Source organism: Micromonospora sp. CNZ322, from assembly GCF_007827755.1.
The window spans coordinates 144,664-169,456 of record NZ_VITD01000009.1 but is presented as its reverse complement, the minus strand read 5'-3'; the positions used below and the strand labels follow the sequence as shown (position 1 = coordinate 169,456).

Annotated in this window: 21 protein-coding genes; 11 read left to right on the top strand and 10 right to left on the bottom strand. The window is 68.6% G+C overall.

Going from position 1 to position 24,793, the window contains the following annotated elements; all coding sequences use genetic code 11:
* Positions 1-45 precede the first annotated feature (45 nt).
* The gene (locus tag FB453_RS21830) at positions 46-2,529 is read right to left on the bottom strand and encodes a glycoside hydrolase family 127 protein (RefSeq protein WP_145792940.1); all 2,484 of its coding nucleotides are present in this window, start codon (positions 2,527-2,529) and stop codon (positions 46-48) included.
* 956 nt (positions 2,530-3,485) lie between these two features.
* Positions 3,486-4,985, bottom strand: a complete 1,500-nt coding sequence (locus FB453_RS21825) for a serine/threonine-protein kinase (protein ID WP_186718434.1) — start codon at positions 4,983-4,985, stop codon at positions 3,486-3,488.
* 52 nt (positions 4,986-5,037) lie between these two features.
* Between FB453_RS21825 and FB453_RS34975 the strand changes: the two genes are divergently transcribed.
* The 3 genes from FB453_RS34975 to FB453_RS21815 all read left to right on the top strand — a co-directional run bounded on the left by FB453_RS34975 (position 5,038) and on the right by FB453_RS21815 (position 6,507).
* Complete coding sequence (locus tag FB453_RS34975; protein WP_258397742.1) at positions 5,038-5,166, top strand: hypothetical protein; 129 nt, start codon at positions 5,038-5,040, stop codon at positions 5,164-5,166.
* Positions 5,167-5,530: 364 nt separating this feature from the next.
* Entirely contained in the window at positions 5,531-5,923 is a 393-nt protein-coding gene (locus FB453_RS21820) for a hypothetical protein (protein WP_145792935.1), read from the top strand.
* Positions 5,924-6,009: 86 nt separating this feature from the next.
* The gene (locus tag FB453_RS21815; RefSeq protein WP_210780554.1) at positions 6,010-6,507 is read left to right on the top strand and encodes an LURP-one-related/scramblase family protein; all 498 of its coding nucleotides are present in this window, start codon (positions 6,010-6,012) and stop codon (positions 6,505-6,507) included.
* 105 nt (positions 6,508-6,612) lie between these two features.
* Here the strand turns inward: FB453_RS21815 and FB453_RS21810 are convergent, their stop codons facing one another.
* Positions 6,613-7,962, bottom strand: coding sequence for an FAD-binding oxidoreductase (locus FB453_RS21810; protein ID WP_145792930.1), 1,350 nt, complete (start codon positions 7,960-7,962; stop codon positions 6,613-6,615).
* A gap of 47 nt (positions 7,963-8,009) precedes the next feature.
* Here FB453_RS21810 and pdxR point away from each other — a divergent pair, with 47 nt between their 5' ends.
* The 3 genes from pdxR to FB453_RS21795 all read left to right on the top strand — a co-directional run bounded on the left by pdxR (position 8,010) and on the right by FB453_RS21795 (position 11,533).
* Positions 8,010-9,434 carry a MocR-like pyridoxine biosynthesis transcription factor PdxR gene (gene pdxR, locus FB453_RS21805; protein WP_145792928.1) on the top strand — a complete coding sequence of 475 codons (1,425 nt, stop codon included), beginning with the start codon at positions 8,010-8,012 and terminating at the stop codon, positions 9,432-9,434.
* Positions 9,435-9,746: 312 nt separating this feature from the next.
* Complete coding sequence (locus tag FB453_RS21800) at positions 9,747-10,229, top strand: carboxymuconolactone decarboxylase family protein (RefSeq protein WP_222431380.1); 483 nt, start codon at positions 9,747-9,749, stop codon at positions 10,227-10,229.
* Between the two features lie 398 nt (positions 10,230-10,627).
* On the top strand, positions 10,628-11,533 hold the full coding sequence (locus tag FB453_RS21795) for a ferritin-like domain-containing protein (RefSeq protein ID WP_145792926.1): 906 nt from the start codon (positions 10,628-10,630) through the stop codon (positions 11,531-11,533).
* A 145-nt stretch (positions 11,534-11,678) separates the two neighbouring features.
* Here FB453_RS21795 and FB453_RS21790 read toward each other — a convergent pair whose 3' ends face one another.
* Genes FB453_RS21790 through FB453_RS21765 form a run of 6 tightly spaced genes read right to left on the bottom strand, consistent with a single transcriptional unit; the run spans position 11,679 to position 17,803 of the window.
* Positions 11,679-12,869: a glycosyl hydrolase gene (locus FB453_RS21790; RefSeq protein WP_145792923.1), complete on the bottom strand. Its 1,191-nt coding sequence runs from the start codon at positions 12,867-12,869 to the stop codon at positions 11,679-11,681.
* A gap of 38 nt (positions 12,870-12,907) precedes the next feature.
* A complete protein-coding gene (locus FB453_RS21785) occupies positions 12,908-13,795 on the bottom strand; it encodes a carbohydrate ABC transporter permease (protein ID WP_145792920.1) in 888 nt (295 codons plus the stop codon).
* Entirely contained in the window at positions 13,792-14,700 is a 909-nt protein-coding gene (locus tag FB453_RS21780; protein ID WP_145792917.1) for a carbohydrate ABC transporter permease, read from the bottom strand. Before FB453_RS21780 ends, FB453_RS21785 begins: the two co-directional genes overlap by 4 nt.
* Positions 14,700-16,124 (bottom strand): N-acetylglucosamine/diacetylchitobiose ABC transporter substrate-binding protein, encoded by a 1,425-nt coding sequence (ngcE, locus tag FB453_RS21775; RefSeq protein ID WP_145792915.1) that lies wholly within the window; start codon positions 16,122-16,124, stop codon positions 14,700-14,702. Before ngcE ends, FB453_RS21780 begins: the two co-directional genes overlap by 1 nt.
* Positions 16,125-16,139: 15 nt before the next feature.
* Positions 16,140-16,889: an SIS domain-containing protein gene (locus FB453_RS21770; RefSeq protein WP_145792912.1), complete on the bottom strand. Its 750-nt coding sequence runs from the start codon at positions 16,887-16,889 to the stop codon at positions 16,140-16,142.
* Positions 16,886-17,803 carry a MurR/RpiR family transcriptional regulator gene (locus FB453_RS21765; protein ID WP_112674899.1) on the bottom strand — a complete coding sequence of 306 codons (918 nt, stop codon included), beginning with the start codon at positions 17,801-17,803 and terminating at the stop codon, positions 16,886-16,888. Before FB453_RS21765 ends, FB453_RS21770 begins: the two co-directional genes overlap by 4 nt.
* A gap of 96 nt (positions 17,804-17,899) precedes the next feature.
* Here FB453_RS21765 and FB453_RS21760 point away from each other — a divergent pair, with 96 nt between their 5' ends.
* The 5 genes from FB453_RS21760 (at position 17,900) to FB453_RS21740 (ending at position 22,271) form a co-directional block, all read left to right on the top strand.
* Positions 17,900-18,850 (top strand): BadF/BadG/BcrA/BcrD ATPase family protein, encoded by a 951-nt coding sequence (locus FB453_RS21760; protein WP_145792909.1) that lies wholly within the window; start codon positions 17,900-17,902, stop codon positions 18,848-18,850.
* A 282-nt stretch (positions 18,851-19,132) separates the two neighbouring features.
* Positions 19,133-20,284 (top strand): GTPase HflX, encoded by a 1,152-nt coding sequence (gene hflX / locus FB453_RS21755; protein ID WP_145792907.1) that lies wholly within the window; start codon positions 19,133-19,135, stop codon positions 20,282-20,284.
* 70 nt (positions 20,285-20,354) lie between these two features.
* On the top strand, positions 20,355-20,810 hold the full coding sequence (locus tag FB453_RS21750; RefSeq protein WP_145792903.1) for a DUF4383 domain-containing protein: 456 nt from the start codon (positions 20,355-20,357) through the stop codon (positions 20,808-20,810).
* A gap of 350 nt (positions 20,811-21,160) precedes the next feature.
* Complete coding sequence (locus FB453_RS21745; RefSeq protein ID WP_145792901.1) at positions 21,161-21,766, top strand: hypothetical protein; 606 nt, start codon at positions 21,161-21,163, stop codon at positions 21,764-21,766.
* Between the two features lie 160 nt (positions 21,767-21,926).
* Positions 21,927-22,271 (top strand): DUF1801 domain-containing protein, encoded by a 345-nt coding sequence (locus FB453_RS21740; protein ID WP_145792898.1) that lies wholly within the window; start codon positions 21,927-21,929, stop codon positions 22,269-22,271.
* A 127-nt stretch (positions 22,272-22,398) separates the two neighbouring features.
* On the opposite strand, the gene FB453_RS21735 is transcribed toward FB453_RS21740, so the two are convergent.
* Positions 22,399-24,675 (bottom strand): glycoside hydrolase family 44 protein, encoded by a 2,277-nt coding sequence (locus tag FB453_RS21735; protein WP_486480368.1) that lies wholly within the window; start codon positions 24,673-24,675, stop codon positions 22,399-22,401.
* Positions 24,676-24,793: the final 118 nt, after the last annotated feature.

Genomic DNA, 24,793 nt, shown 5'->3' with positions numbered 1-24,793 from the left:
GACCTGGGGCTCAGGTCGTCACGTTGATGGGGCCCGCGGGGGTGGTCAGAGGCCGGTGGTGTGCAGGTTGGCCACCTCGGCCGCGGTCAGCGCCCGAGCGTGGATACGGGCGCTGTCGACGGCCGCGTCCAGGGTCGGGTCGCCGGCATACTGCGACCGGCCGATCCGGTTGACGGTGGTGGCGCCGAGCGCCGATGGGCGCAGCGTCAGGCTGCTGTTGCGGGCGACCTCGGCGCCGTTGACGTAGAGCACGCCGAGGTTGCCGGTCTGGGTGACCGCGAGGTGGGTCCAGGCGCCCACCGGCAGTGCGGTTGGACCGTCGATGCGCTGCTCGCCGCCGGCGCCAATGGTGGTGATGGCGAACCTCGGCAGGCCGGCGCCGTTGCGGGTGGCGAGAAACATGTTCACCCCGGTTCCGGAACCGAAGTCGAACACTCGGGCCCAGTTGGTCGCGGTGTCGATCCGGACCCAACAGGCGAACGAGAAGGCGCTCGCCCCGGCGAGAATGCCGGCCGGCAGTTGCACGTAGGCCCCTGCTCCGCTCAGGTTGACCGCGTTGCCGGTCTGTCCGGCGGTCCAGCCGGCGCCGCCTGCCAGGGTGGCGGTGCGGCCGTTGCCGGTGGCGTCGGCGGCGGTCGTTCCGGATGTTTCGTTGAACAGGTAGTGCGCGACGAACGGCGGCGGCGGCGGGATTTCGTTGACGGCCCAGTAGACGGTGTAGCGCTGCCCGTGGGTGGCGTAGAACGGGGCGAGGGTCACCGGTCCGGTGCTGGCGGTCGCGGTGTAGCGCAGCGGGTCGGCGGTCGGGGCCAACGTGCTCGGGCTGAGGGTCGGCAACGCGGAGAGGTTGTTCGTGCCGTACTGGCCGGCCAGCACGATCGGGCCGACCTTGACCGCCTGCACAGTGGAGTTGTCCGGGGTGGGCTCCCCGGTCACTGTCATCGGCAGGCTGATGTCGACAACGTCGCCGGAGGCCCAGACCCGGTTGAGTACGGCGTACGTACCCGGGGTCGGCGCCGGCTGTAGGACGCCGTTGAGCCGCAGTTGCGCGCCGGTCGCCCAGCCGGGGATCCGGATCCGCAGGTCGACGGCACCGCTGCCGGTGACGGTCAGACGGCTGGACGGGGTCTGCGGGAAGGTGGTGTCCTGCCGCACCGTGATCGAGCGTCCCGGCCAGCTCAACACCGAGGCGATGAACAGGTTGACGTACAACGTGTTGGCGCCGTTGTGGAAGTAGATGCTGTCGCCGTGCTTGGTGTTGGTCTCCAGTCCCGTGCCGTGGCAGCAGGTGAAGTCGTCGTAATCGTTGCTGTAGGTCTTGATGCCGCCGGCGCGCAGCGGCACGTAGTAGGAGTGGAAGCCGTGGGTGCTGTTCGGGTTCTGCCCGCCGAGCAGGTGGTTGTACAACGCCTTCTCGAAGAAGTCGAAGTGCCGCACGTTGCCCGGCATGGTGCAGAACAGCTGCCGGGTGAGCTTGAGCATGTTGTAGCTGTTGCAGCACTCGGCGGTGTAGTCGGACAGCTCGCTGGCGATCCGGTTGGGCGCCTTGAAGTACTCGCCGTTGGAGTTGGCACCGATGGCGTAGCTGTGCCGGTCGAGGACCATGTTCCAGAAGTTGACGGCGATGTCGCGGTAGCGGGTCGTCCCGGTGGCGTGGTACTCGCGGATCGCCGCGAGCGCCTTGGGAATCTGGGTGTTGGCGTGGTAGTTCGCCAACGCGTCGGTGTTCGCCGCGAGCGGGTCGAGGACCTCGGCGTGGTCGAAGTACTGAGCGCCGGTCAGGTGGGCCGGGTTCTCGGTGAGCTGGTAGAGGTTCGTCAGCGTCTCACCGATTCCACCGAACTCGGTGTCGAGCATGTTCTGCCGCTGCGTGTAGGTCAGCCGGCTGTTGCGGACGTTGACCCAGGCGGCCTTGCGCTGCAACACCTGCAGCGCCAGTGCGTTGCCGGCCAACTGGTGCATGTCCAGCAGCCCGGCGACGGTCTTGTGCAGGGTGTAGTAGGGAGCCCAGACGTTCTGCCGAGCCTCGACCCGGTCGATGAAGCTCTCCGGGAACGCGGACAGGTAACCGGCGTTGAACCCGGCCGCGACTGCCCGGTCCTGGCAAGCCCCGAGCGCGGTGACCAGGTAATCGCCCTTGGCTTTGAACGCGACGTCGCCGGTGCTGGCGTAGGCCTGCGCCAAGGCGGTGAGGACATGGCCCATCGAGTGCCCGCGCAGCTCGCCGGTGGGCGCCTCCCAGCCGCCGCACGGCGTGGCGGAGGACGGCAGGCCCACGTTGGAACGGAAGGTGTGCAACAGCCGGTCCGCGTCGAGGAACTTGAGGTAGGCATGGGTACGAGCCGTGTTGGCCTGAAAAGGTCCGGCGAGCAGGCTCACTGCGGCCAGTGGGAACGGATGGACCGACACGCCCGTGTCGGGTCGGACGGCTTGCACGCCGTGCGCGGGAATCGCGCCGACGGCCATCCCGGTCGCGACCGCGCCACTGGCCTTCAGCACCGTGCGTCGCGAGACTGGGACTTTCGACATGCCATCACCTCTTCTGGGGGCGGCGGAGACCGAACATGTGGGTGCGTATGTGACGCTCCAGCCAGCAGCCACCGGTGAACCAGACCCCGCCGCGCCCGAGCCGGCGCAGCGCGGTGCAGGTCGACACGACCGGGCGTCCGCCGGACTGGTCAACGGGCGACGCGGGTGCTCTCACAGGCCTCCTCCGAGATCAGGCTGGGGTGAGCTGGATCACTCCGGGATGCTCCGTACACGATGGATGCCGAAAAGGTTTTCGGCAAGAGTCACGATGCGCCGTGGCTCCTGACAGGTAAGCCATTTCTGCTGCATGACCCGCTCTGCCTGCAACCGACGAGCGAAGCCGGAAGCGTGTCACGCTGCAGCCAGCAGAAACCTCGGAACGATCTCGGTGGGTAGGCGTCCGCATCCGGTGACCCTCGGAGACGTGGCAGAGCTGGCTCCCTGGGTCGCATGTGCACACGCAGCCCTCTCGGTTCATATCGCCCGAGTTGACGCCAGTACGGCGGCGATGAGTCGCCGGATGTCCCTCCGAAGGCTTTGGAGAATCTTTCTGGCCGGCGGCAACCTGCGGGCGGTGGATCGCATGTACCCGGATGTAAGCGACGATCCATGGGGGCCCGGGAATGTCTGCACGCCTCTTCTGCTGCTGCCCGTTGTCGTCGTCCTCTTTGGACTATCGACCTGTAGCCTCACGCCGGCACCTGGTCCTGGCCCAACCGCATCTGCGCCGGTGCGTCAAGGACTGGGCGGGAGCTGATCCGCAGGGCCCGAAGGCCGGTGACGGCGTCTACCTGTTCCATTACGCGGCCGGCACGGGCTGGCGATTCCACGACCAGGGCACCGGATGGGACTGCACGGACCTCGGCCTGACCGAGCCGGCGTCGTTCTGCACCACCGGAAGATCACCGAGTCAGCCCGGTGGGCCTTTGTGACCACTCAGGGCGCGCGTCATCCGCTCACTGACGGCTTTCCCTTATCTTCGGCAACAGCGTCCCGTCGTCACACCGCGCCTTGATCTCGCTTCTGTTGCCTGCGGACAGCAGCACCACCTGGATCTCCTTGACGGGCCCGGCGTCGTAGTCCTTGAGGCGGTAGCCGGCGGCAGGAGCGACGTCGACAACGCGAGCCTGATCGCCGGTGCAGAGCACAGTCACCACACCACCGAGTGCCCGAAGGGGTGTACCTGGCTTGGGGGAGGTCGGCGCGGGCGCGGCACTGGACGGCCCCGTCAGCTGTTCGCCACTGGGTGACGTTGTAGGGCCAGGGCCGGCCGAAAAACCGGCTCTGGCGGTCGGTTCAGTCGGCCCAGCCGGAGCGGTCACCGTGCGGCTTGGTCGTGAGACTGGTGTGGGTTCCGCGGACGTCTGCCGGGGAGCAGGTGCCTCAGTGGCAGACACATCGAAGGCGGCGTCGGGCGGGGTGGCACCGTCACGTGTCGCGACTCCGCCCGATCTGCCATCGGAAGGTATGAACTGGGGGAGCAGGAGCGAAATGGTCCCCGCCGTCACGATGAGGACGGGAATCAATACGGCGTTTGGGACGCGGCGACGCCGACCGGGAGGGGGACCGGCGGTGGTCGGGGCCGACACGGTCGAGACGGGTGCTGGCTGCGCCGCCTGTTTCACCCGCCGCTCGGCGTCTTCGGTCAAACCGTGCAGGGCCGTGGCCACCTCCGCGGCGTCCGGCCGATCCGCCGGATCCCTGGCGAGGCAACGGTCGAGGAGGTGGTGGACCTCAGGGGACACTCCCTCGATGTCTGGCAGCGGTGCCGGATCGACGTACACGTGAGCGGTCAACATCTGCGTGGGGGTCTCCGCCGACCAAGGCAGCTCATTGGTCAGCGTTCGGTACAGCAACAGTCCGAGCGCGTAGACGTCGGAGGCAGGCAGGACATTGCCACCGGCGAGTCGTTCGGGCGCGAGGTAGGCCGCGGTGCCCAACAGCCGTCCGTCCGCCTCCAGCTCCGGCCGACCGACAGTGGTGGCGATGCCGAAATCGACCACCTTCACACCGGCCGGTGTCAGCATCACGTTGGACGGCTTGATGTCCCGGTGCACCAGCTGACGTTCATGCGCGGCGGCGAGCGCCTCGGCGACCTGCGCGCACGTCCGCATCGCGGCGGCCGGCGGCAGCGGACCGGCGGCAAGTCGCTGGGACAGGGTCTGGCCGGGCAGCAGTTCCATCACCACATACGAGACCCGGCGGCCGGCGGCATCGGTGTGCTCGCCATAGTCGTACACACTCGTCACGTGCGGGTGCCAGAGGCCGGCTGCGGCCCGGGCCTCTGCCTGGATGCGTTGTCGTGCGCCTCGGGCGGTAGCTTGCGCGCCGGCCAGGACCTTGACGGCCACCGCGCGTTCGAGGACCCGGTCCCACGCCCGCCAGACGGCCGACATGCCACCAGTGCCGAGACGGCTCTCGACCTGATACCTGTCGTCCAACAGATCACCGACCATCACTGGGACAGCTTGCCAGAATGGACTCGCAGCGGCATGGCGGTCTACTCCGATGCTGGTCACCGGCCGTCCCCTCGGCTCTACCCGCCTCATCGCCCGGCGCACCCGACCACTGCTTCACTGGTCCCCGCACCTGCTCGAAGCTCTCGTCGAGGCCATCGAGGCGGCCGCCGGCCGGTAAAATCGTTGGCGTTCAGCAGGCTCGGTCTGAGCACCGATGGATGCTCCGGCAGGGCCGACAGCAGAACGATTGGGGCGGCGTGACCGGTTCGCAGCGGACGACTCGACTCGTCGCCCTGGTTGTCGGCACCCTGTGCGGGCTCACCGCGTGCACTGGGGATCCCGACTCGCCACCGGCCTCCACGACGCCCGGGCCATCCGCCTCGACAATAGCCAGCCCGACCTGGCCGCCGCCGCGCCCGACCATCAGAACAAGTGAGGAGGCGTGCGGCGGCTCGACCTTCGACCCCCGAGCGGTGCGTCCCTACAATCCGGACGGTCCCGCCTATGCCGGGGCTCCCGTCCACCTGGCAGCGCTCTTCGTCATGCATTCGTACGCGCCCGAGGAGTTGGAGTCCGAGCTGCCTGTCGAATGGCAGTCGCAGCGGCACCCGGGGATGTACCCGCAGCAGTACACCCAGCTCGTCGTCTGCGAGTACTTCGACGACGACTACCCGAGCAAGAAAGTCGACACCTGCACCTACAACACCAGCACCGGCGACAAGCAGACCGCGGAGCTGCGGTCGGCGCGCTTCATCTACCGGATATTCGAGGCCAAAACCGGGAAGCAAGTCAGCCGCTTCTCGTTGCCGGGCACGGTGAACTCCTGCCGAGCAGTCGTCTACGGAGCGGCGGGTGGGACCTACTACCGACTGGTGCTCAACGACGAGCTCACGGCCAGGCTCCGTCCCCTCATCATGGCCCGCCGACCGGGTTAGTACTGAAACGGCAGCGGCTGAGAGCGGCGGTAAGGGCCGGCCGTGCTCGGCCGGCACTTCGGTGTGTGGTGGGGGAGAATCGAATCATGTTTGTCATCAAGGAGCGGTTCTTCTCGATCGGCGACGACTTCGACGTGCTCGACGAGCACGGCACAAAGGTCTTCCATGTCGACGGCAAGGTGCTCAGCGTCCGCAACAAGGTCGTCATCGAGGACGCGTCCGGCCATGAGGTCGCCACGCTGCACCGGCACCTGGTGGCGTTGCGTCCCACGTACGAGATCCGGATCGGCGGCGAGAAGGCCGCAGAGGTCCGCAAGAAGCTGCTCACGCCGTTCCGCGACAAGTTCACCATCGACGTGCCGGGGCCCGACGACCTGGAGATGAAGGGTGACCTGCTCGACCACGAGTACGTGATCGAACGCGGCGGCACCGAGGTGGCCTCGGTCTCCAAGCGGTGGCTGACGATCCGGGACACCTACGCCGTGCAGGTCACCGCCGGCGTCGACCCGCTGCTCATCATCGGCAGCGTCCTCGCGCTCGACCTGGCCATGAACCGCGACAAGAAGAAGGGCGACGACGACTGACCCTCTGCGGCAGCCGCATTGCTAATGCTCGTGGCCGGGACGATCTGACGCATTCCCACGCCGCGAACAGCCCGTAACCGGGCTGGGCAGGAGCAGCAGGCTGCGTTACTGGCTGTGGGGCCGGATGTTGTGGTTGAGGTGGAACACATTGTGCGGGTCCCAGATCGTCTTCAGCGCGGTGAGCCTGGCGAGCTTGGCGGCCGGGTATGCGCGGCGTACCCCGCGTTGCCCCTCGTCGGCAGCGAGCGAGTTGACGTAGACGCCGTCGGCGTACGGGTCGAGCGTGGCTGCGGCACTGCGAGCCGCTGCCATCCGGATGTCGTCTTCGGATGGCTCGGTCCAGCGGGAGCCGGCGCCGAACTCGAACATGGTGCCGCGGTGGCTGAACGCGGCGTCGGCATCCGCTACGTCGGCGATGGCGCCGCCGTGCGCCTGTAGGCCGACGTTGGCCAGGTGGGCGCCGGTGTGCAGGTCCGACTCGCCGCGCAGCAGGAACGCTTCGATCGCGGCGGTGGGGAACTGCCGCAGGTAGTGCGCACTGGAGTACCGGCGGTAGGCGTGGCCGCCGACGGTGTCGTCGCGTTGTTGCAGTTCCAGGTACGACGGCGTGCTGACCCGTTCGGCGACCGGGCGGCCGAGCGCGCGCAGTGCCGGCAGCAACCGGTGACCCTGTGCCGGGTCGCCGACCCATACGAAGCCGACGGTGGCGATAGGCCCCCTGGCCGTGCTGTTGACGTCGGCGGTGAAGGTCGCCTGCCGCGGTGCGACGGCATTGAGGTCCCGCCAGCCTTCGAGCACCGGTACGGCGTCCTCGGCGCGGAAGTCGAACTCGGCGACCAGGGTCCGCGTTCCGGTGCGGTGCAGTTGGAAATCGAAGTCGGTGACGATGCCGAAGTTGCCGCCCCCGCCGCGCAGGCCCCAGTAGAGGTCGGGGTTCTCGGTTCGGCTCGCGGTCACCACCTCCCCGTCCGCTGTGACAATCGTGTAGGAGACGACGTTGTCGCAGGCCAACCCGTGTTGGCGGGCGAGCCAGCCCATGCCGCCGCCGAGGGTCAGGCCGCCGACCCCGGTGTGCGAGACGTTGCCGGCGGTCGTGGCGAGGCCGTATGGCTGCGACGCCCGGTCGAGTGCGCCGAGCAGCGCGCCGCCCTGGACCCGGGCGCGTCGCCGGATCGGGTCGACCCGAACGCCGTTCAACGGGGTCAGGTCGATCATCAGGCCGTTCGCGGGGACGGCGAGGCCGGCCACGTTGTGCCCGCCACAGCGCACCCCGATCTCCAGGTCGAGTTCGCGGGCCAGGCGCACCGCGGCCACCACGTCGGTGATGCTCGCGGCCTGCACGATCATCCGCGGGCGCCGGTCAATCATGGCGTTCCAGACGGTGCGGGCCGCGTCGTAACCCGGATCACCCTGGGTGAGGAGGTGGCCGTCGAAGCGGGGACTGGTCGTCGTCATGCGTCTGAGCCTGGCGGAAAGCGGTACACCCGGTAAGGTCCGATTTCATGGGCCGTACCAGGACCAATTCGGGCACGGCGGAAGACCTGCTCATCCATGTCGACCGGTCGGCGGCCGAACCGCTGCACCGGCAGATTGCGGCCTCGATCCGGGGCAGCATCCGGGCCGGCCGATTGCGTCTCGGGACGTCCCTGCCGCCCACCCGCACCATCGCGGTCGATCTGGGAGTCTCACGCGGCGTCGTGGTCGAGGCCTACCAGCAACTCGTCGCCGAGGGCTACCTCACCAGTCGGGCGGGCGGCTACACCCAGGTCGCGGTCGAGCCGGTTCCTCCGTCGGCGGGTCGGCGGGGCGGGGACCGGCCGGCGGCCCGGATCGACTTCGGGTACGGCCGCACCGACGTGGCGTCATTCCCGCGGGCCGCCTGGCTGCGTTCGGTGCGAACGGTCCTCACCACCACGCCGAACGAACGCTTCGCCTACCTCGACGGGCGTGGCGTACCCGAACTGCACGCAGCCCTGATCGACTACCTCAGCCGGGTCCGCGGCACATCGGCCCGCCCGGAGAACGTCGTGATCTGCAGTGGCTACGGCCAAGGCGTCGCGCTGATACTCCAGGTGCTCGCGGCGCGCGGCGCCCGCCGGGTGGCCGTCGAGGACCCGTCCGCGGACGACGACGCCCGCCTCGTCGCGGCCGCCCTCGGCCTGGACATGATCGGCGTCCCGGTCGGGCCAGACGGCATCCTCGTCGAGAAGCTCGAACGGACCGACGCGGACGCCGTCGTGCTGACGCCCTCGCACCAGTGGCCCACCGGCGGCGTCCTGTCGGCCACGGCGCGGGCCCGGGTCATCGGCTGGGCGCAGCGTCGCGGCGCCGTGGTGATCGAGGACGACTACGACGCGGAGTACCGCTACGACCGCTCGCCGGTCGGCGCCATGCAGGGGCTGGCACCCGACTCCGTCGTCTACTGCGGCACAGCGAGCAAGACCCTGGCGCCAGGGCTGCGTCTCGGGTGGCTGCTTGCGCCGTCACACCTGGTCGACGACATCACGGCGGCCAAGGTACGGGCTGACCGCGGCTCTCCCGTCATCGACCAGTTGACCTTTGCCGACTTCCTCACCCGCGGCGAGTTCGACCGGCACCTACGGCGCATGCGCCCGGTCTACCGTCGCCGCCGCGACGCACTCCTGGCCGCGCTGCGCGCACGCCTGCCCGATCTGGAACCGGTCGGTGTCGCGGCGGGCCAACACGTCGTCACCTGGCTCCCGCACGACCTCGACGAGGCTCCGGTCGTGGCCGCCGCCGCCCGGCGCGGACTGGTCGTGCAAGGCGTCTCCCGGTACCGACTGAGCCCCGCCGGGCCCGGCGGGCTGATCTTCGGCTACGCCAACCTCACCGAACGCTCCATCACCGACGGAGTGGAAGCCCTTGCCGACGCGGTCGCAGAGGTCCGTGCGCAGACCGGCCGCTGATGGTGCCCATCGACGATGCCCAAGCTGGTAGTTGGTCTGAGCGCTTGGACATTTCCGCGGTGGGGACGGGGTCGCCCGCAATCGCTTCGTAGCGGTCGATCTCACCTCCGACGTGTGGTTCCTGCTGAGGCGAGGGTTGGTCGGGTAGGGCGGACCGGCGCGCATTCCCCGGATGATCTCGCCCCGAGCTATACGCTTCCTGAGTCAGGTAGACCCGCCGGATCAGACCCGGGCACCTGCTCGTCGAACGTCCGCCGCCGGTATCCGCTCCGCCCAGTGCCCTTGTCGTTGTGAACTAGAGGAAGTCATCTCTTGGATACCAGGATCCAGAACGTCCGCCTGAACGCCACGTCGAACGAGCAGCTCATGGCTCTGGCGAACGCCGGGGCCGCCGCTTTCGGCCATACCGCCAAACTTCAGGTGGACCAGGCCCTGGCCCAGCTTCTGCGGCTACGCGTCGCGCAGATCAACAATTGCAGCTACTGCCTTCTGGTGCACCACGCCGCTGCCCGTACCGCTCAAATTCCGCCGTCCAAGGTCGAGACCCTCACCGCGTGGTGGGAGACGCACCTGTTCACCGAGGAGGAGCGAGCCGCGCTGGCGTACACCGAGGCCTTGACCCGGGCCGCCGACGCCACTGTCAACAACCGGGTCCAGGAGGCGCACGACAGGATGACCACGCACTTCACGGCGGAGGAGATCCTGGAAATCGTGGCGGTAGTGATCAACATGAACATCTGGACACGGCTCAAGCTCGCCGAGGGTGCCATGCCCACGATGGCGCCGTCCGTGTGAGTTGATAACCGGCCCCGTCATTTGATGTCGTTCCAAGTCGACGAGTTCGTCAGCGGCCCGCGTCGTTCCCTGCCATCGCGTCGTCCGGTCAGACGCCACGATAGGGGAGCTGAAGCGCTGGCCGAGAAGAAGAGGACAGTCCCAGCCCGGGAGGCCAGAACCGCCGATGGGTAGCATTCGGACATTGGGAACCGGGCAGCACCCGGCGTAGGTTGGCGGCTGTTCGCGCTCGGTGCAGGGTCGACCGCGCGGAGCGTAGTCGAATTTCGATCCGCCCCGTACCGCCTTCGGTAAACAATTCCTGAGGTTCGTCCGCCCAACTAACGTGAGTGTCATCCATTCCATCAGGCCGGCCGGCACGGACAGCTAGGACCTGGATGCACCGAAACGGAGGCGGCATGGACAACTGGTTCATCTCAGAGGCGGTGTCACGCAGTGCAGAATCCGAAACGGATCGGCGAAGGCTCGCGGCTCTGGTAGATCCAGGGGTGTGCAGTGCCGACCCGGCGGGTGGTGGCTCGCCGAGCGACGCGGCTATCCTCAACTTCGCGCTCAATCTCGAATATCTCGAAGCAGAATTCTATCTCCGCGCGACGACGGGATCCGGGCTTCCCGACGAGATGACTACCGGCACCGGGGTGCGCGGCGAGGTGTCCGGTGGACGTTCAGTCAACTTCAGCAGCAACTTTGTGCAGAGGTTCGCGAAGGAGATCGCCTCCGACGAGATGCAGCACGTGACCTTCTTGCGATCCGCGCTCGGCGATGCCGCAGTTGCTCGTCCCGCGATTTCGTTGGACGCGAGCTTCACTGCGGCGGCAACTGCCGCTGGTCTGGTCAAACAAGGCGAAAGCTTTGACCCGTACGCGAACGACCTCAACTTTCTGTTCGCGGCGTTTCTCTTCGAAGACGTCGGAGTGTCGGCGTTCAAAGGTTCCGCGTCACTGCTGTCGAACAAAACGTATCTTGATGCGGCAGCCGGCCTGCTGGCCACCGAGGCATACCACGCGGGGATTGTCCGGTCCGCGCTCTACAGCGCCGGGCTCGCCAACGACACGGTATTTGACTCGGTACAGAAGATCTCCGAAGCGCGCAACAGTCTTGATGGTCCGGCGGATGACGACCAGGGTGTCGGAACGGCGGCGGACCCCAATTTCATCCCGACGGATGAAAATGGGATGTGCTACGGCCGATCGGCCCAGTCCGTCTTGAACATCGTGTACCTGAGCCCCACCTCGGCGGCTTCGGGTGGCTTCTACCCAGCCGGCGTGAACGGCGAAATCGCGGTGAGTGCCGGAACGGCCTGAGCGTCCATTTGCTCAGGGCTGCTTCCTTGAGGAAGCCCACAGTGTCTCCGGTCTGACCGTGGGCTTTTGTGCCTGGTGCCGAACGCCCGACGGCCGCTCGCCGTGCTTGGCGAGCGGCCGTCGGTACCTTCGTTCCAGTTGCCGTTCAGCAGCGGCCGAGGTCCTCCCACTGCTGGGTCCAGCCTGGCTCGGATCCCTGCGTCCAGTGCCGTGCCCGCCACAGGTGCTTGCCGTCACCAGACGGCGGACCGCTCGGGTCGCCGTACTTGCTCTTCTCGTGCTTCACGGTCTGGCCGCCGGTGTAGACGGTGCCGAAGGCCCACTCCGGTGCCGTGGAGCAGTTGCCGGCTGGCGGCGGCGTGGTGGGCGGCGTGGTGGGCGGGGTCGTCGGCGGCGTGGTCGGTGGGTTCGTCGGGTTTGAGCAGGTCCCCGTCGTGGCAACCGTGTCCGCGAACGCGCTGCCCGCCGACCGGTACGCCGTCGTCCTCGACGTCACCTGGGCAGGGCTCAGGACCTGGTTCTTCGCGAACAACACCCAGTCAACCTGCTGGATGTAGGTGCTCAGCCCGCCGGAGTGGGCCGCCGTGTCGATGAACCAGAGGTTCCAGTTGATCGTCATGGTCTGCCGCGGGTAGAACTTGCCCGAGTGGTCGCCCACCTGGACGCCGTCGATGTAGTAGATGACGTGTCCGTTCGCGACGGTCGCCACCAGGTCGTGCCAGCCGTTGAGACTGCTGCGCTGCTCCGAGTGCATGTTGTCCGCGTACCAGGGGTCGTTGCGGTAGGTGTACCAGGTGGTCTGGTAGTTGATCGGGCCGGTCTCGCCCCACCCGCCGTTGGGCAGGTACTCGGAGATGTCCAGCTCGCTGTAGGTCGGGTCGAGGTCACCGTTCAACGGACTGATCGTGAAGAACGTCTGGTTGATGTGGTCGCCGTCGTTCCCACTGGTGGGGGTGTCGGTGAAGCGCACCCGGCTGGCGTACGTGCCCTCGAGGTAGCGCTTCTGGGTGCTGTAGAGCTCGGCCTGGTTGGTGCCGGCGCCGGTGCCGTCGGTCGAGGCGGTGAGCTGCATGACCTTCTGGCCGCTGACGGTGGGGAAGGTGATGCTGTTCGGTGACCAGGTCGCCCCGGGCACGCCCGGACCACCGGAGTAGCTGCGCGGGGTCCAGCCGTGCGCGGTCAGGGAGCTGTCGCTCGACGATGTGTAGGAGAAGTCGTCGAACAGGTAGCCGCACTCGGCGGCGGAGGCATTCGGTGCGCTGGCGAAAACCGCCAGCGTGCCGAGCAGGGCCGCTACTCCCGCGAACCCTATTGATCTACGCTTGTCGATGTGCATGAGCCGGGTCCTCCGATGGGTGGGGGTGGAAAGGGGACCTACTTGACCGCGCCGGCGGTCATACCGGCGCGGATGTGCCGTTGGAACGCGACGTAGGCGACGAGCACCGGCAGCATGGCGATGGTCAAACCGGCGAACAGGCCGCTCCAGTCGCTGCGATACCCCTGGCTGACCGACAGGGCGGCCAGACCCTGTGCCAGGACGTACCGGTCCGGGTCGGGATTGAGAACCAGTGGCAGCAGGTACTGGTTCCATAGCCCGAGGAAGTTGAAGATGCCGACCGCCACCAGGCCCGGCCGGGCCATCGGCAGCATCACGCGGAAGAACACCCCGCCGTGCGAGCAACCGTCGATGAATGCCGCCTCCGCCACCTCGCCGGGCAGCGTGCGGAAGAACGCGTGCAGGAAGAAGACCGTGAAGGGTACGGCGTACGCCGCGTAGACCAGGATCAGACCGTGGTACGTGCCCAGCAGGCCCAACTGCTGGACGACGAAGAACAGTGGGACCAGCGCCAGGAACACGGGGAAGAACATCGCCGCGACGAAGGTGTAGTAGATGAACCGGTTGCCGCGGAACTCGTAGCGCGCCAGGGCATAGGCGACCAGCGAGCCCAACAGCATGGTCAGCACAAGCGCGCCACCCACGACGACGACGCTGTTGAGGAAGTAGCGACCGATGCTGGCCTGGGTCCATGCCCGGGACCAGTTGTCGAACTGCGGTGCGGCCGGCAGTGACCACGGTTCGTTGAGGATCTCGTCGTCGGTCTTGAAGGAACTGACCACAGCCCAGAGCAGCGGGAGCGCGGTGACGACGGCCCAGGCCAGCATGGCGAGGTGCACCGGGAAAGCGGTTCCGGGGCGCCGACCGCGACGGACCGGGGCGGGCCGGGCCGCGACCGCCGCCTCTCGCTCACGTGTCACGGTCATGCCAGCTCCAGCCTCTCCTTGCGGCCCGACCGCAGTGCCAGCACGGCCAGCGTCAGCGTGGCGAAGAACAGGGCGACTCCCATGGCTGAGGCGTAGCCGAACTTCCCGTACTGGAAGGCGTTGCGGTAGAGCGACAGCCCGATCACCTCGGTCGCGCCGTCCGGTCCGCCGGGCCCGACGGTCATCACCTGGACGACGGCGAAGGCGTCCAGTGCGGCTATGCCCAGGTACACGAACGCGACGTGCACGCTCTCTCGCATCAGCGGAAACGTCACAGTGCGGAAGGTCGCCCAGCCGCCGGCCCCGTCGAGCAACGCCGCTTCGAACAGCTCGCGCGGAATGCTGTCGATCGCCGCACTGAACAGCACCACGTAGAAGCCCACCGATGACCAGACCAGGACCGCCATCACCGCGATCAGCGCCAGGGACGGCGACGCGAGCCAGCTCCGGGTCAATCCCTCCAGGCCGACCGACCGCAGCGCCCCGTTCAGCAGCCCGTTGTTGGGGTTGTAGACGAACCCCCACAGCACCGCGATGACCACCAGGGACAACAACTGCGGAAAGAAATAGACGATCTGGTACGCGCCAGAGCCCGCGATTCCCCGTCGTCCACCGTGGCCACCGAGGTGCATCATGCTCGCCAGGAACAACCCGATGCCGATGGTCCCCAGTGGCACCACGACCAGCATCACCGCGTTGTTTCGGACCGCGTGCAGGAAAAGGGAGTCGCCGCCGAGGCGGGCGTAGTTGCCCGCCCCGACGAAACGCGCCTCGCCGGCGACGCCGGTCCAGTCGGTCAGCGACAGGTAGAAGGCCTGCGCGTACGGCGACAGCACGAACACGGCGTGCAGCACCAGCGCGGGCACCAGCGCGCCGGCCAGAAACCGCCACCGACCGTGTCTCATCAGCGGGTGTACTTCTTCACCGTGGAGTCCCTGGCCAGCCCGTCGGCCGCCTTTTGGATCCGGTCGGACCACTGCCTGGCGGTGATCCGCCTGTTCACCAGCTCGCCGGTGGCGTCGTCGACGGCCTTGGCCAGCGGGGCGTACCAGGTGCGGAAGCGGTAGGTGAAGGTCTCGGTGCCGGCCGCCTGAACCACGTCGCGAACCGAACCGAGGCCGCTGCTCAGCGTGAGGCCGTCGGTGGCCCCGGCCACGGCGGGCAGGGTCCCGGCGGTCTCGGCGAACGCCTTCGCTGACTGCTTGGAGAACAGGATCCGTAGATACTCCATGCCACCGGCGGGATTCTTGGCCTTCGCCGGCACCAGGAACGACTCGCTGCTCGCCGCCTGCACCGCGGTGTGCTTCAGGGCGTCCGCCGTCGTCCGTGCGGGCACCGGGGCCATGACCATGTCGAAATTCGCGGGCGTGACACCCTTCTGCTCACTCTCCAGCCAGGACCCGCAGGGGATGATCGCTGCCTTGCCCTGCGACCAGGCGGCCTGCGCTTCGGTGTGCGACAGCGCCTCGGAGCCGGACATGAGGTAGCCCTTGCCGGCCAGCTCGGCGAACGCCTCGGCGGCGCCGATCAGCCCCGGCGCCTTCCACGCGTCCGGCTCCAGGTTGTCGACGGCCTTGATCAGCGCCGGTCCGCCGGTCTTGGCGGCCATGCTGAGCAGCGGGTCGTTGATGTACTCCGGGTACTTGCCCTGGTAGGTCCAGGGCGCGACGCCGGCCGCCTTGATGGTCGCGCAGAGCGCGAGCATGTCGTCCCAGGTCGTCGGGAAGGTCCAGCCCTTCGCCGCGAAGAGCGGCTTGGAATACCAGAGACCCCAGACGGTGTACGTGAAGTTGAGCGTCAGCGGGACCGCGTCGAACGTGCCGTCGTCGACCACGCCGGGCAGCAGCGTGTCGCGCACCGTCCTGCCCGGGTCGTCGAAGGCAGGAGCGTCGAGCAGTTCGCTGAGATCAGTGACCTGCTTGGCGGAGACCAGCGTCGCGATATCGAGGCGGCTGGCACCGGTGTTGTCCACGACGTCCGGCGGGGTGTTCGCGACGAATCGGGGCTGCAACGCCTCGCCGATCTTCTGGATGCCCTGATGGTCGATCTTCGCGCCCGCGTACTTCTGGGTGTAGAGCGTCTCGGCGCGCTTGGCGTACTCGTCGCCGTACCCGCCCTTGAAGATCACGACCTCGAGCGGCGCGTCCGCCTTGACGCCCAGCGGGTTGCCGGCGCTCTTGGCCCCGGTGTTTCCGGCGGCTCGGTCCTGGTCCTCGCTACCACCGGTCACGCAGGCGCTCAGCAGGGGCAGTGTGACACCGGCGGTCACCGCCGCGCGCAGCACGGTTCGTCTTGTGGGGTACGGTCCGGACAGGGGTGAACGGTTCATCAGCTGGCCTTTTCCCTATGCGGTACGCCGGATGCGCCCGGCGTACCGCGCTTCGATGAGTTTGTTGTGCTCCCGCCCGCCCGGCACGTTGTCGGACAGATAGACCGGCGGGGTGACGTTGAGCGCCAACAGCCGTGCCACCACCTCGGTGACGATCTGCTGGGCCAGCAGTGCCGCGGTGATCGACGAGACGGCCCCGACCGCGCCGTCGCCGTAGTCGAGGGACGCGTCGCCGTACGGTGCGCCGTTGTCGAGCACGACGTCGGCGACGTCGGCGAGCTTGAGCCCGCTGTCGTGCCGCGACTCGACCCGGGCGGAGTGCTCGACCGAGGTGATCGCGATCAGCGGGTGTCCGCGCTGTTTCACCAGGTGTGCCATCTCCACCACCGCGCCGTTGACGCCGGAGTTCGACGCGATGACGAACGCGTCGTCGGGCTTGATCGGGGCGAGCGCGTAGAGGCGATGGGCGACATCGGGCGTGCGCTCGAGTTGCGGGTCACCGAGGACGCTCGTCGGCTCGCCGCCGTACAGGACGATGTCGCGTAGGGCGATCTTGTTGGTGGGCACCAGGCCGCCGGCCCGACCGGCGATCTCCATGGCGAGTGCCTCGGAGTGTCCACAGCCGAACGCCTGGATCACCCCGCCGGCCTGCAGTGTCGCGGTCAGCAGATCGGCGGCCCGCGCCACCCGGTCGCCCTGGGTGGTCCCGACACGTTCGATGGCCTTGGTGATGACCTCGACATAGTCCGCGCTTGTGATCGTCACAGCGGCCTTTCCTTCCGTGCTCGCTTGCGGTTCGCATTGGTGTCCGGCATCCGGTGTGCGTCGACGGCCCGCACTGTGAGTTCGAGAGCTTCGGTGGTGCGCTCGTAGGTGCGCTGTGCGACGGCGACGTAGATGAGGTCGAGGATCAGCAACTGCGAGTGCAGCGCGGAGAGCGCTGCGAGCCGGAACGTGGTCTCGTGCACCGAGGTGGTGAAGACGACGTCGGCGACCTCGGCCAGTGGTGAGCGGGCGTACGAGGTGACCGCCACGGTCAGCGCTCCATGATCGGCGGCCTCGGCCAGCATCTCGATCGCCTCTCGGGTCCGACCGGAGTGCGACAGGCTGATCGCGACGTCGCCCGGCCCGAGCAGTGCGGCGTTGGTGAGGGCGGTGTGCGTGTCGGCGCGGTACCGCACCGGGACGCGGATGCGTTCGAGTCGGAACGCCATCTCGCTGCCGGCGGTGCCGCTGCTGCCGAGCCCGAAGATCTCCACTCGGCCGGCGGTGGCGATGGCGGCCGCCACTCGTTCGACCGCGGCGGTGTCCAGGCCGGACGCGGTTGCCTGGATGGCCCGGGTGTCTGCGGCGGTGATCACGTCGAGGACTCCGCCGATCGGGTCCTCCGGCGCGATGTCCCCGGAGATGTCGGTCTCCCAGCGTGCCTGCTCGGCGCGCCCGGTCTCGGTCGCGACGGCCACGCGCAGGTTGGCGTACCCCTTGAAGCCGAGTGCCCGGCTGAAGCGGGTGACCGTCGCGGTGGAGGTCCCGGATCGTTCGGCCAGGTCGACGATGCTGGCGTGCGCCGCCGTCTCCGGATCGTCGAGGATGGCCTCGGCGATCTTCGCCAGGGCCTCCGGCATGGTCGGCCCCTCCATCCGGAGCCGCACCAGCAGCCCACCACTCTCACCCGTCACTGCTGATCATCCTTTTCATCGATTAACTATGAGCATGAAAATTACGACCACATCGATGCCTAGTCAATAGAAAATTTCTATGCTTCGATTTCGGGCATGGTTCTGGTACTGGGTGTTGACGCCGGAGGCACGGCGTCCCGGGCGGTAGTAGCCACCCGGGACGGCACCGTGGTGGGGCGCGGCGCGGCGGGTCCGGGCAATCCGACGGCCGCGGGGACGGCAGCCGCTCGCTCGATCGGCGCGGCGGTGCGTGAGGCCCTGGGGGAGCACGACCCGGCATCCGTGTGCAGCGGCGTCGCCGGCATCGCCGGCGCGGGCGTCATGGCGGATCCGGAGATCACGGCCGCCTTCACCGTCGAGTGGGCCCAATGCGGACTGACCTGCCCCGTCACCCTGGTCGGCGACGCGGTGACGGCCTTCGCGGCAGGCACGTCGGCGCCCTCGGGAGCCGTGCTCATCGCTGGCACCGGCGCGGTCGCCGCCCGGATCGACGACTGGCGCGTCAGCCGCACCGTCGACGGCCTCGGTTGGCTGCTGGGGGATGAAGGCTCGGGCATGTGGCTGGGCCTGCAGGCGGTACGTCTGATCGCCCGGGCCTGGTCGGGTCCGACGGTGGACGCCGGGCTGGCGGCCACGATCGCGGCGCGGGCCGGCGTGACCACCTGCGACGAGCTCGTGCAGTGGGCCGGTCGCCAGCGACCCGCGGCATTCGCCGCGCTGGCACCCCTGGTCTGCGCCGGCGCCACGGCCGGCGATGCCCTCGCCGAGCGTTTGACCACCGAGGCCGCTGCTCGACTGGTCGCCACGCTCGACGAGTTGGGCCAACCGGACGGCCCCGTCGTGCTTGCCGGCAGCCTCCTGACCAACACCACGCCCGTACGAACGGCAGTCCTGGCCACCCTTGCCGGCCCGGCCGCGACCGCCGGGGACCCGGCGATCGGGGCCGCCTGGCTCGCACTACGTCAGATCACCGACCACGAGGAGGCGGCGCGCCTGCACCATCGCATACTTCGACCGGATCGCGCAGCCTCCCTGACCGGACACTGACCGGACCGCCGCGCGGGCGGTCAGTCGGCAACCACGAGCGTCTGTGGTGCGGCGGCCTGCATCCGCGACAAGAGCCCCTACCCGCCCGAACCGCCAAGGGAAAGGCTGCGCCGGCCTGGGCGGGGCGCACTTTTGACCCGATCACGTCCGTACCCCTGCGAGCCGGGCGTACACCTCGCCGCCGTCCCGGATCGCCGCACGTACGACCGAGCAGCGCGCTGGGCATGGTCGGCCGCGACGGGGGTAGGTGGACACACCCGAGACGAGGCGAGGTGGGGGACCATGGCGGGATCGTGGTTGCTGGGCCCGGATGTCGGTGCCGGACGGGAGCATCCGACGGCGGTGCTGGTGGCGGTACGCGACGACGACGGCGCGGCCGACAGCGGACCGGGCTCGCAGACCTCGTTGGCCGAGCTGCGCCGACTCGCCGCCACGGACGGCCTGACCATCGCCGACGAGGTGGTGCAGAGCCGGCCGCACCCCGACCCGGCCACCTACGTCGGCTCCGGCAAGGTCGACGAACTGGCCGCGCTGGCCGAACGCGCACACGCCGACCTGGTGATCGCCGACGGCGAACTTTCCCCCGGCCAGGTGCGCAACCTGGAGCAGCGGGTTGGCGTGCGGGTGGTCGACCGCACGGCGTTGATCCTCGACATCTTCGCCGAGCACGCCCGCACCAGCGAGGGCCGGGTGCAGGTGGAGCTGGCGCAGATCGCCTACCAGTTGCCCCGCTTGCGCGGAGGCGGCCGGGCGATGTCGCGCGTCGGCGGTGGCCGGACGGCCGGGGGCGCCGGCATGGGGGTGCGTGGTCCCGGTGAGATGCGGCTCGAGACCCAGCGCCGCACCCTGCGGCAGCGAGCGACCCGGCTGCGCCGCAACGCCTCCGAACTCGCCCGGCGCCGCGAACGCACCCGCAGCCGGCGCGCACGCAACCAGGTGCCCTCGGTGTCGATCACCGGCTACACCAACGCCGGCAAGTCGGCCCTGCTCAACCGGCTGACCGGCGCCGACGCCCAGGTGCAGGACGTACTGTTCGCCACCCTGGACCCGACCGTCCGCCGGATCAGCACCGGCGAGCTGACCTACACGGTCACCGACACCGTCGGCTTCGTGCGGCACCTGCCGCACCAGCTCGTCGACGCGTTCCGCTCGACGCTGGAGGAGGTCACCCGTAGCGACCTCGCCCTGCACGTGGTCGACGCCTCCGCCCCCGACGCGCTGGACCAGATCACCACTGTGCACGGCGTACTGCACGAGATCGGCGCGCGGGACGTTCCCGAACTTCTGGTCCTGAACAAGATCGATATAGCGCCGCCAGAGTGGGTCGACGCGCTCTGCCGCGTCCACCCCAACGCGGTGCCGGTCTCCGCGCGCACCGGCGCCGGCATCGACCACCTCCGCGTCGAGCTCGCACGGAGGTTGCGTCACCACTGAACCTTCCCGTCCGGTTTCGGGTCGGCCTGGTGGGGGACAACAACCGGCACCGTCTCCCATGGAGGTAACAATGGCCAACCAGTCCCGCTCCGGCAGCACGACCACAGCCAAGCACCCGGTCCGCACCGCCGCCCAGGCAGTCGGCGTCGTCTTCCTGTTGGTCGGCGTGCTCGGGTTCATCCCCGGAATCACCAGCAACTACGACACCATGCAGTTCGCCGGGCACGAGTCCGAAGCCAAGCTGCTCGGACTGTTCCAGGTGTCGATCCTGCACAACCTGGTCCACCTCGCCTTCGGCGTGGCCGGACTCGCCCTGGCCCGTACCGTTTCTGGGGCCCGCACCTACCTCGTGGCCGGCGGTGCCATCTACCTGGTGCTCTGGCTCTACGGGCTGGTCGTCGACCACCAGAGCGGGGCCAACTTCGTACCGCTCAACAACGCCGACAACTGGCTGCACCTGTTCCTCGGCATTGGCATGATCGCCCTCGGGCTCGCGCTGACCCGTCGACCCGCCGACCGCCGCTGACCCACACCCACACCGCCCCCAGGCGCGCCGACCACCTAGCGAAGCCCGCCAGCAGGGCCATGCTGACGCCCTCGCCAGGACAGCGGTGGCGGGTGCTCGGGTCGGCGCCGCCTCGGGGGATGAGTTCGTACGAATCGGGAGCACGCCCGACGAATCGCCGCGGGGCGAAGCGGTGCGGGTCCGCCGTCATGCTCTCCGGTGGCTTCGCGCTCGGCGTCGGACTCGTCGCTGCCGGGAGTTGCCAGCGACCGTGCGGCGCGGGACTGCGCTTGATCGGCATCGGCACGACCACCTGATCTTGGCTTGGAGTCGGGCCGACGAGAAGGGTTCGTTGCGGCACAATGACTGCGATGATCTCGTGGCGTGATGGGCCGTGGTGGGTGGTGGTCGGTCCGGCCGCCGGGGTGGCGCTGGGCGCCGTCGACTCGATCGTCAACCATGTGCCGGTGCTGCTGGGCGACGTCGGCACCGCGCGTGCTGAGCGGGGCGGCTGGTCACAGGCCGCGGAGTTCGCCAGTCTCATCCTCGACGCCGGATGGGCCTGGGCGGCGACGGCCGTGCTGGCGGGCTGGCTGGTGAGTCGGAGCGTACGACTGGCGGCGGGGATGCTGCGCGGCGCTTTGGCGGGCGGCTGCACGCTGATCTTCGCCACCACCGTGTACTACGGCGTGGACGTGATTTTCGACGGCGACATCTGGTGGGGCGGCACGACGCAGTACTGGCTGTCCGTGAGCGTGTGTCTCGGCCCTCTGCTCGGGGCTGTCGGGGCGTTGATCCAGCGGTCTGGTCCGGTCGGAACGCTCGCCGTCCTACTTGTTCCCGCCGGTGCCGCGCTGCAGATGGTGCTGCTGCCCCCGCCGCCGGAGAGCGCGATGGCCTGGCCGGTGCGGTTGAGCGTCTGGGCGGCGGCCGCGGTCGCCGCCGTACTGATCGTGAGGGTCTCATGCAGGCGTTGATTCCGAGTGGTCGTGCTGGCCTACGCTCCGGCCGGGGAGAAGTTCGCCGGGTGGGGTCAGGAGCCCGGGGCCCCAAGCGGTGAAGGGTGAGAGCGCGGCGGCACTGCACCCTCGTCCACCACAGACGCAACATTAACTGAGCACCATGAAGGGGATCGCCGTGAACGACGACGTCACCGAGTACATCAACAAGACGCAACCGTGGCAGATCGACGTATGCGAAAAGCTGCGTGCGATGATCAACGAAACTGTTCCAGACGTCGAGGAGCGGCTTCAGTACGGCAAGCCGCACTACTTGAAGAACGGCCATTACGCCGCCGTCATCGCGGTAGCAAAGTCCAAGGTGTCGTTCATGGTCTTCAACGCGACGGACATCCCCGAGGTCAAGGGACTCCTGCGGTCGATGGGCAAGGGTGAACGCAAAACTGTCGACATCACGGAAGGACAAGACGTCGACTATGGCCAACTCGCCAGTTTCCTGAGCAAGACCACTGCGGCCTTGTAGGCGCAGCCCGCCCAACGCGGCCACGGCCGTGGCCGGGACTGGCGGTCGAGAGCTAGGGGGCCGGGGTGCCGCTGCGCCCCGGCCCCCTCCGGCCTGCTCCGTCGGTACGGAGTAGGGATCTCTCAGGTCACCCGCAGCGTTGACCGTTGAGGCTGAAGGCGGTTGGCGCCGGATTGGTGCCGCTCCAGGTGCCGTTGAAGCCGGTGCTGGTGGACGCGCCGGGGGCGAGTTTGCCGTTCCAACTCATGCTGTCTGCGGTGACGCTCGTTCCGTTCTGTTTCCAGGTGGCCGACCAGCCCTGGCCGACCTTCTGGCCGGTCGTGGGGAAGTCGAAGGCGAGCTTCCAGCCATCGATCGCGGTGGTGCCGGTGTTCTTGACCGTCACGGTCGCTGTGAAGCCACCCGGCCAACTGTTCGCCGTGTAGCTGACCGTGCAGCCGACGGTCGGCGTGGTGGGCGCGGTCCGTACGGTCAGGCCGGGGGAGGCCGCCGAGACGTTGCCCGCCGCGTCGCGGGCGGTCACCACGAAGGTGTACGGGGTGTCCGGCGTCAGCCCGGCCACGGTGTACGTGGTGCCGGTGGCGCTGCCCACCTTCACGGTGCCGGTGGTGTCGACCCGGTGCACGTCGTACCCGGTGACGGCGGTGTCGTCGGTGGACGGCGTCCAGGCCAGCGCGACGCTGTCACCGGTGATCGTGCCGGCGGTCGGCTTGCCCGGGGCGGTCGGCGCCTGGGTGTCGCCGGGCGTGGTGTCGTGCGGCAGCACCAGGTGGGTGATCGAGTTGGCCGGGAAGGTGGCCGTGAGGCCGCCGGCGGTCACCTGCTGGTCAGCCTCCCGGACGACGCCGGCGAGGTCCGCCAGGCTGTAACGGTAGACCTCAGCGGTGCTGGCGGAGGCGCCGGTGAGGGCGATCGGGCTGGTCAGGTCGTCGCCGGTCTTGTTGATGACGACCAGTGTGAGCGCCTTGTCGGCGCTCCGCTCGGCGGCGTACACGGCCAGCCTGCTCTGGTCGGCGCTTGTCGCCTGGACGGAGGTTTCGCCGAACGCGCCGCCCTTGCCGTCGTAGTTGCGATAGACGCGGAAGGCGTTGGCCACCGGCTGGTCGGCCTCGGGTGCGGTCCAGAGGGTGGCCAGGTCGAGTCCTTCGCGGCCGAAGATGCCGAGTACGTCGGCCTGGGCGAGCGCGCCGTTGAGCGACCCGTGGCCGCCCCAGTTGTACTCGGTCATCGCGATCTTCGTGCCCGGGTAGTGCTGGTCGACCAGCTCGCGTAGGCGCGGGATGTACCGGACCGGACTGTTGATCCAACTCTCGTCCACGTAGGTCGGGTCCCAGAGTTGGCGGGTCGAGCGCAGTCGCAGCGCCTGGGTGTTGGCGTCGCCGGCCGCTTCGCCCAACACACCGGACTGCTGCGGGTAGAGGTGGACGTCGAAGTAGTCGAGGATGCGGGTGCCGTGCTGCTGCTCGTACTCGCGCATCCGGTCCAGGTACCACGGGCCGAGGTCCTGGCCGCCGTGCGCGGCCTTGTCCGGCGGGTTCGACCAGCAGCCGGTGCGCGAGCAGGTGTCCTGGTCGAGGCCCGAATAGAGGATCGAGTTCAGGCCCCAGCCGACGGGACCGAGCGTCTTAGCGCCGGGGTCGGCAGCCTTGATCGCGGCGGCGTACTCGTAGGTGCGGTCGCGTAGCTCGTCGTAGCCCAGCCCGGTCGGGCGGACGTCGCGGTGCGTGGAGTGCCACAGGTCCGGCTCGTTGTCCAGGTTGTAGAACTGGACCCCGCCGTCGGCCGCGGCACCGAACTGCCCCCTGAGGTGGTTGACGAAGTCGGTGGCGTACTCCGCACCGACGGCGACGCTGGTGTCCTCCGGATCGTTGCCGGTGACCGGCGACCCGTCCGGCTTGATGCCGTTGCCGCAGTCCGGTGCCCACGTGTCGGTGGACTGCTGCGGGCCGTACTTGGCGACGCTGAAGCCACACGCCCGCGACCGGTCCTTGGCGATCCAGCCGAGCATCGGCATTGTCATGACCGTGGCGGCACCGGTGGCCTTGTTCTGCTGCACGAACCGGTCGCTCTCCGAGCCCTCCGGGAGGTCGTCCGGACTCGGGTTGTCGTTGGGGATGTTCTCGAAGTACCAGTCCGACGCGCGGTTGGTGGTGTCGGCACGGAAGTTGTAGCGGGTGGTGGCGTTGCCGCCGTAGCGGTGCACCGGCAGCCGCAGGTCGCGGGCGAGAGCCTCGTCGGCGAAGTTCATGCCGTAGACGTACGGGCTGATCTGGTGCCGGGCGGCAGTGGTGTCCACGGCCAGCGCCGGGCCGGCCGCGGCCAGGGCGGGCTCCGGCAGGGCCAGACCGCCGAGGGCCGTGGCGAGCACGACCGGAAGTAGAGCTGTGGTGGGTCGCACGAGCATTCCTTTCGCATAGGAGCTCGACGATGGGAGCGCTTCCACAGCGTTGCGCTTTCCTGGCTCCGAGTCAACGCCGGAAGGCAAGCCCAGTGCCGGCCGACCGAAGTCAACCTCATCACAT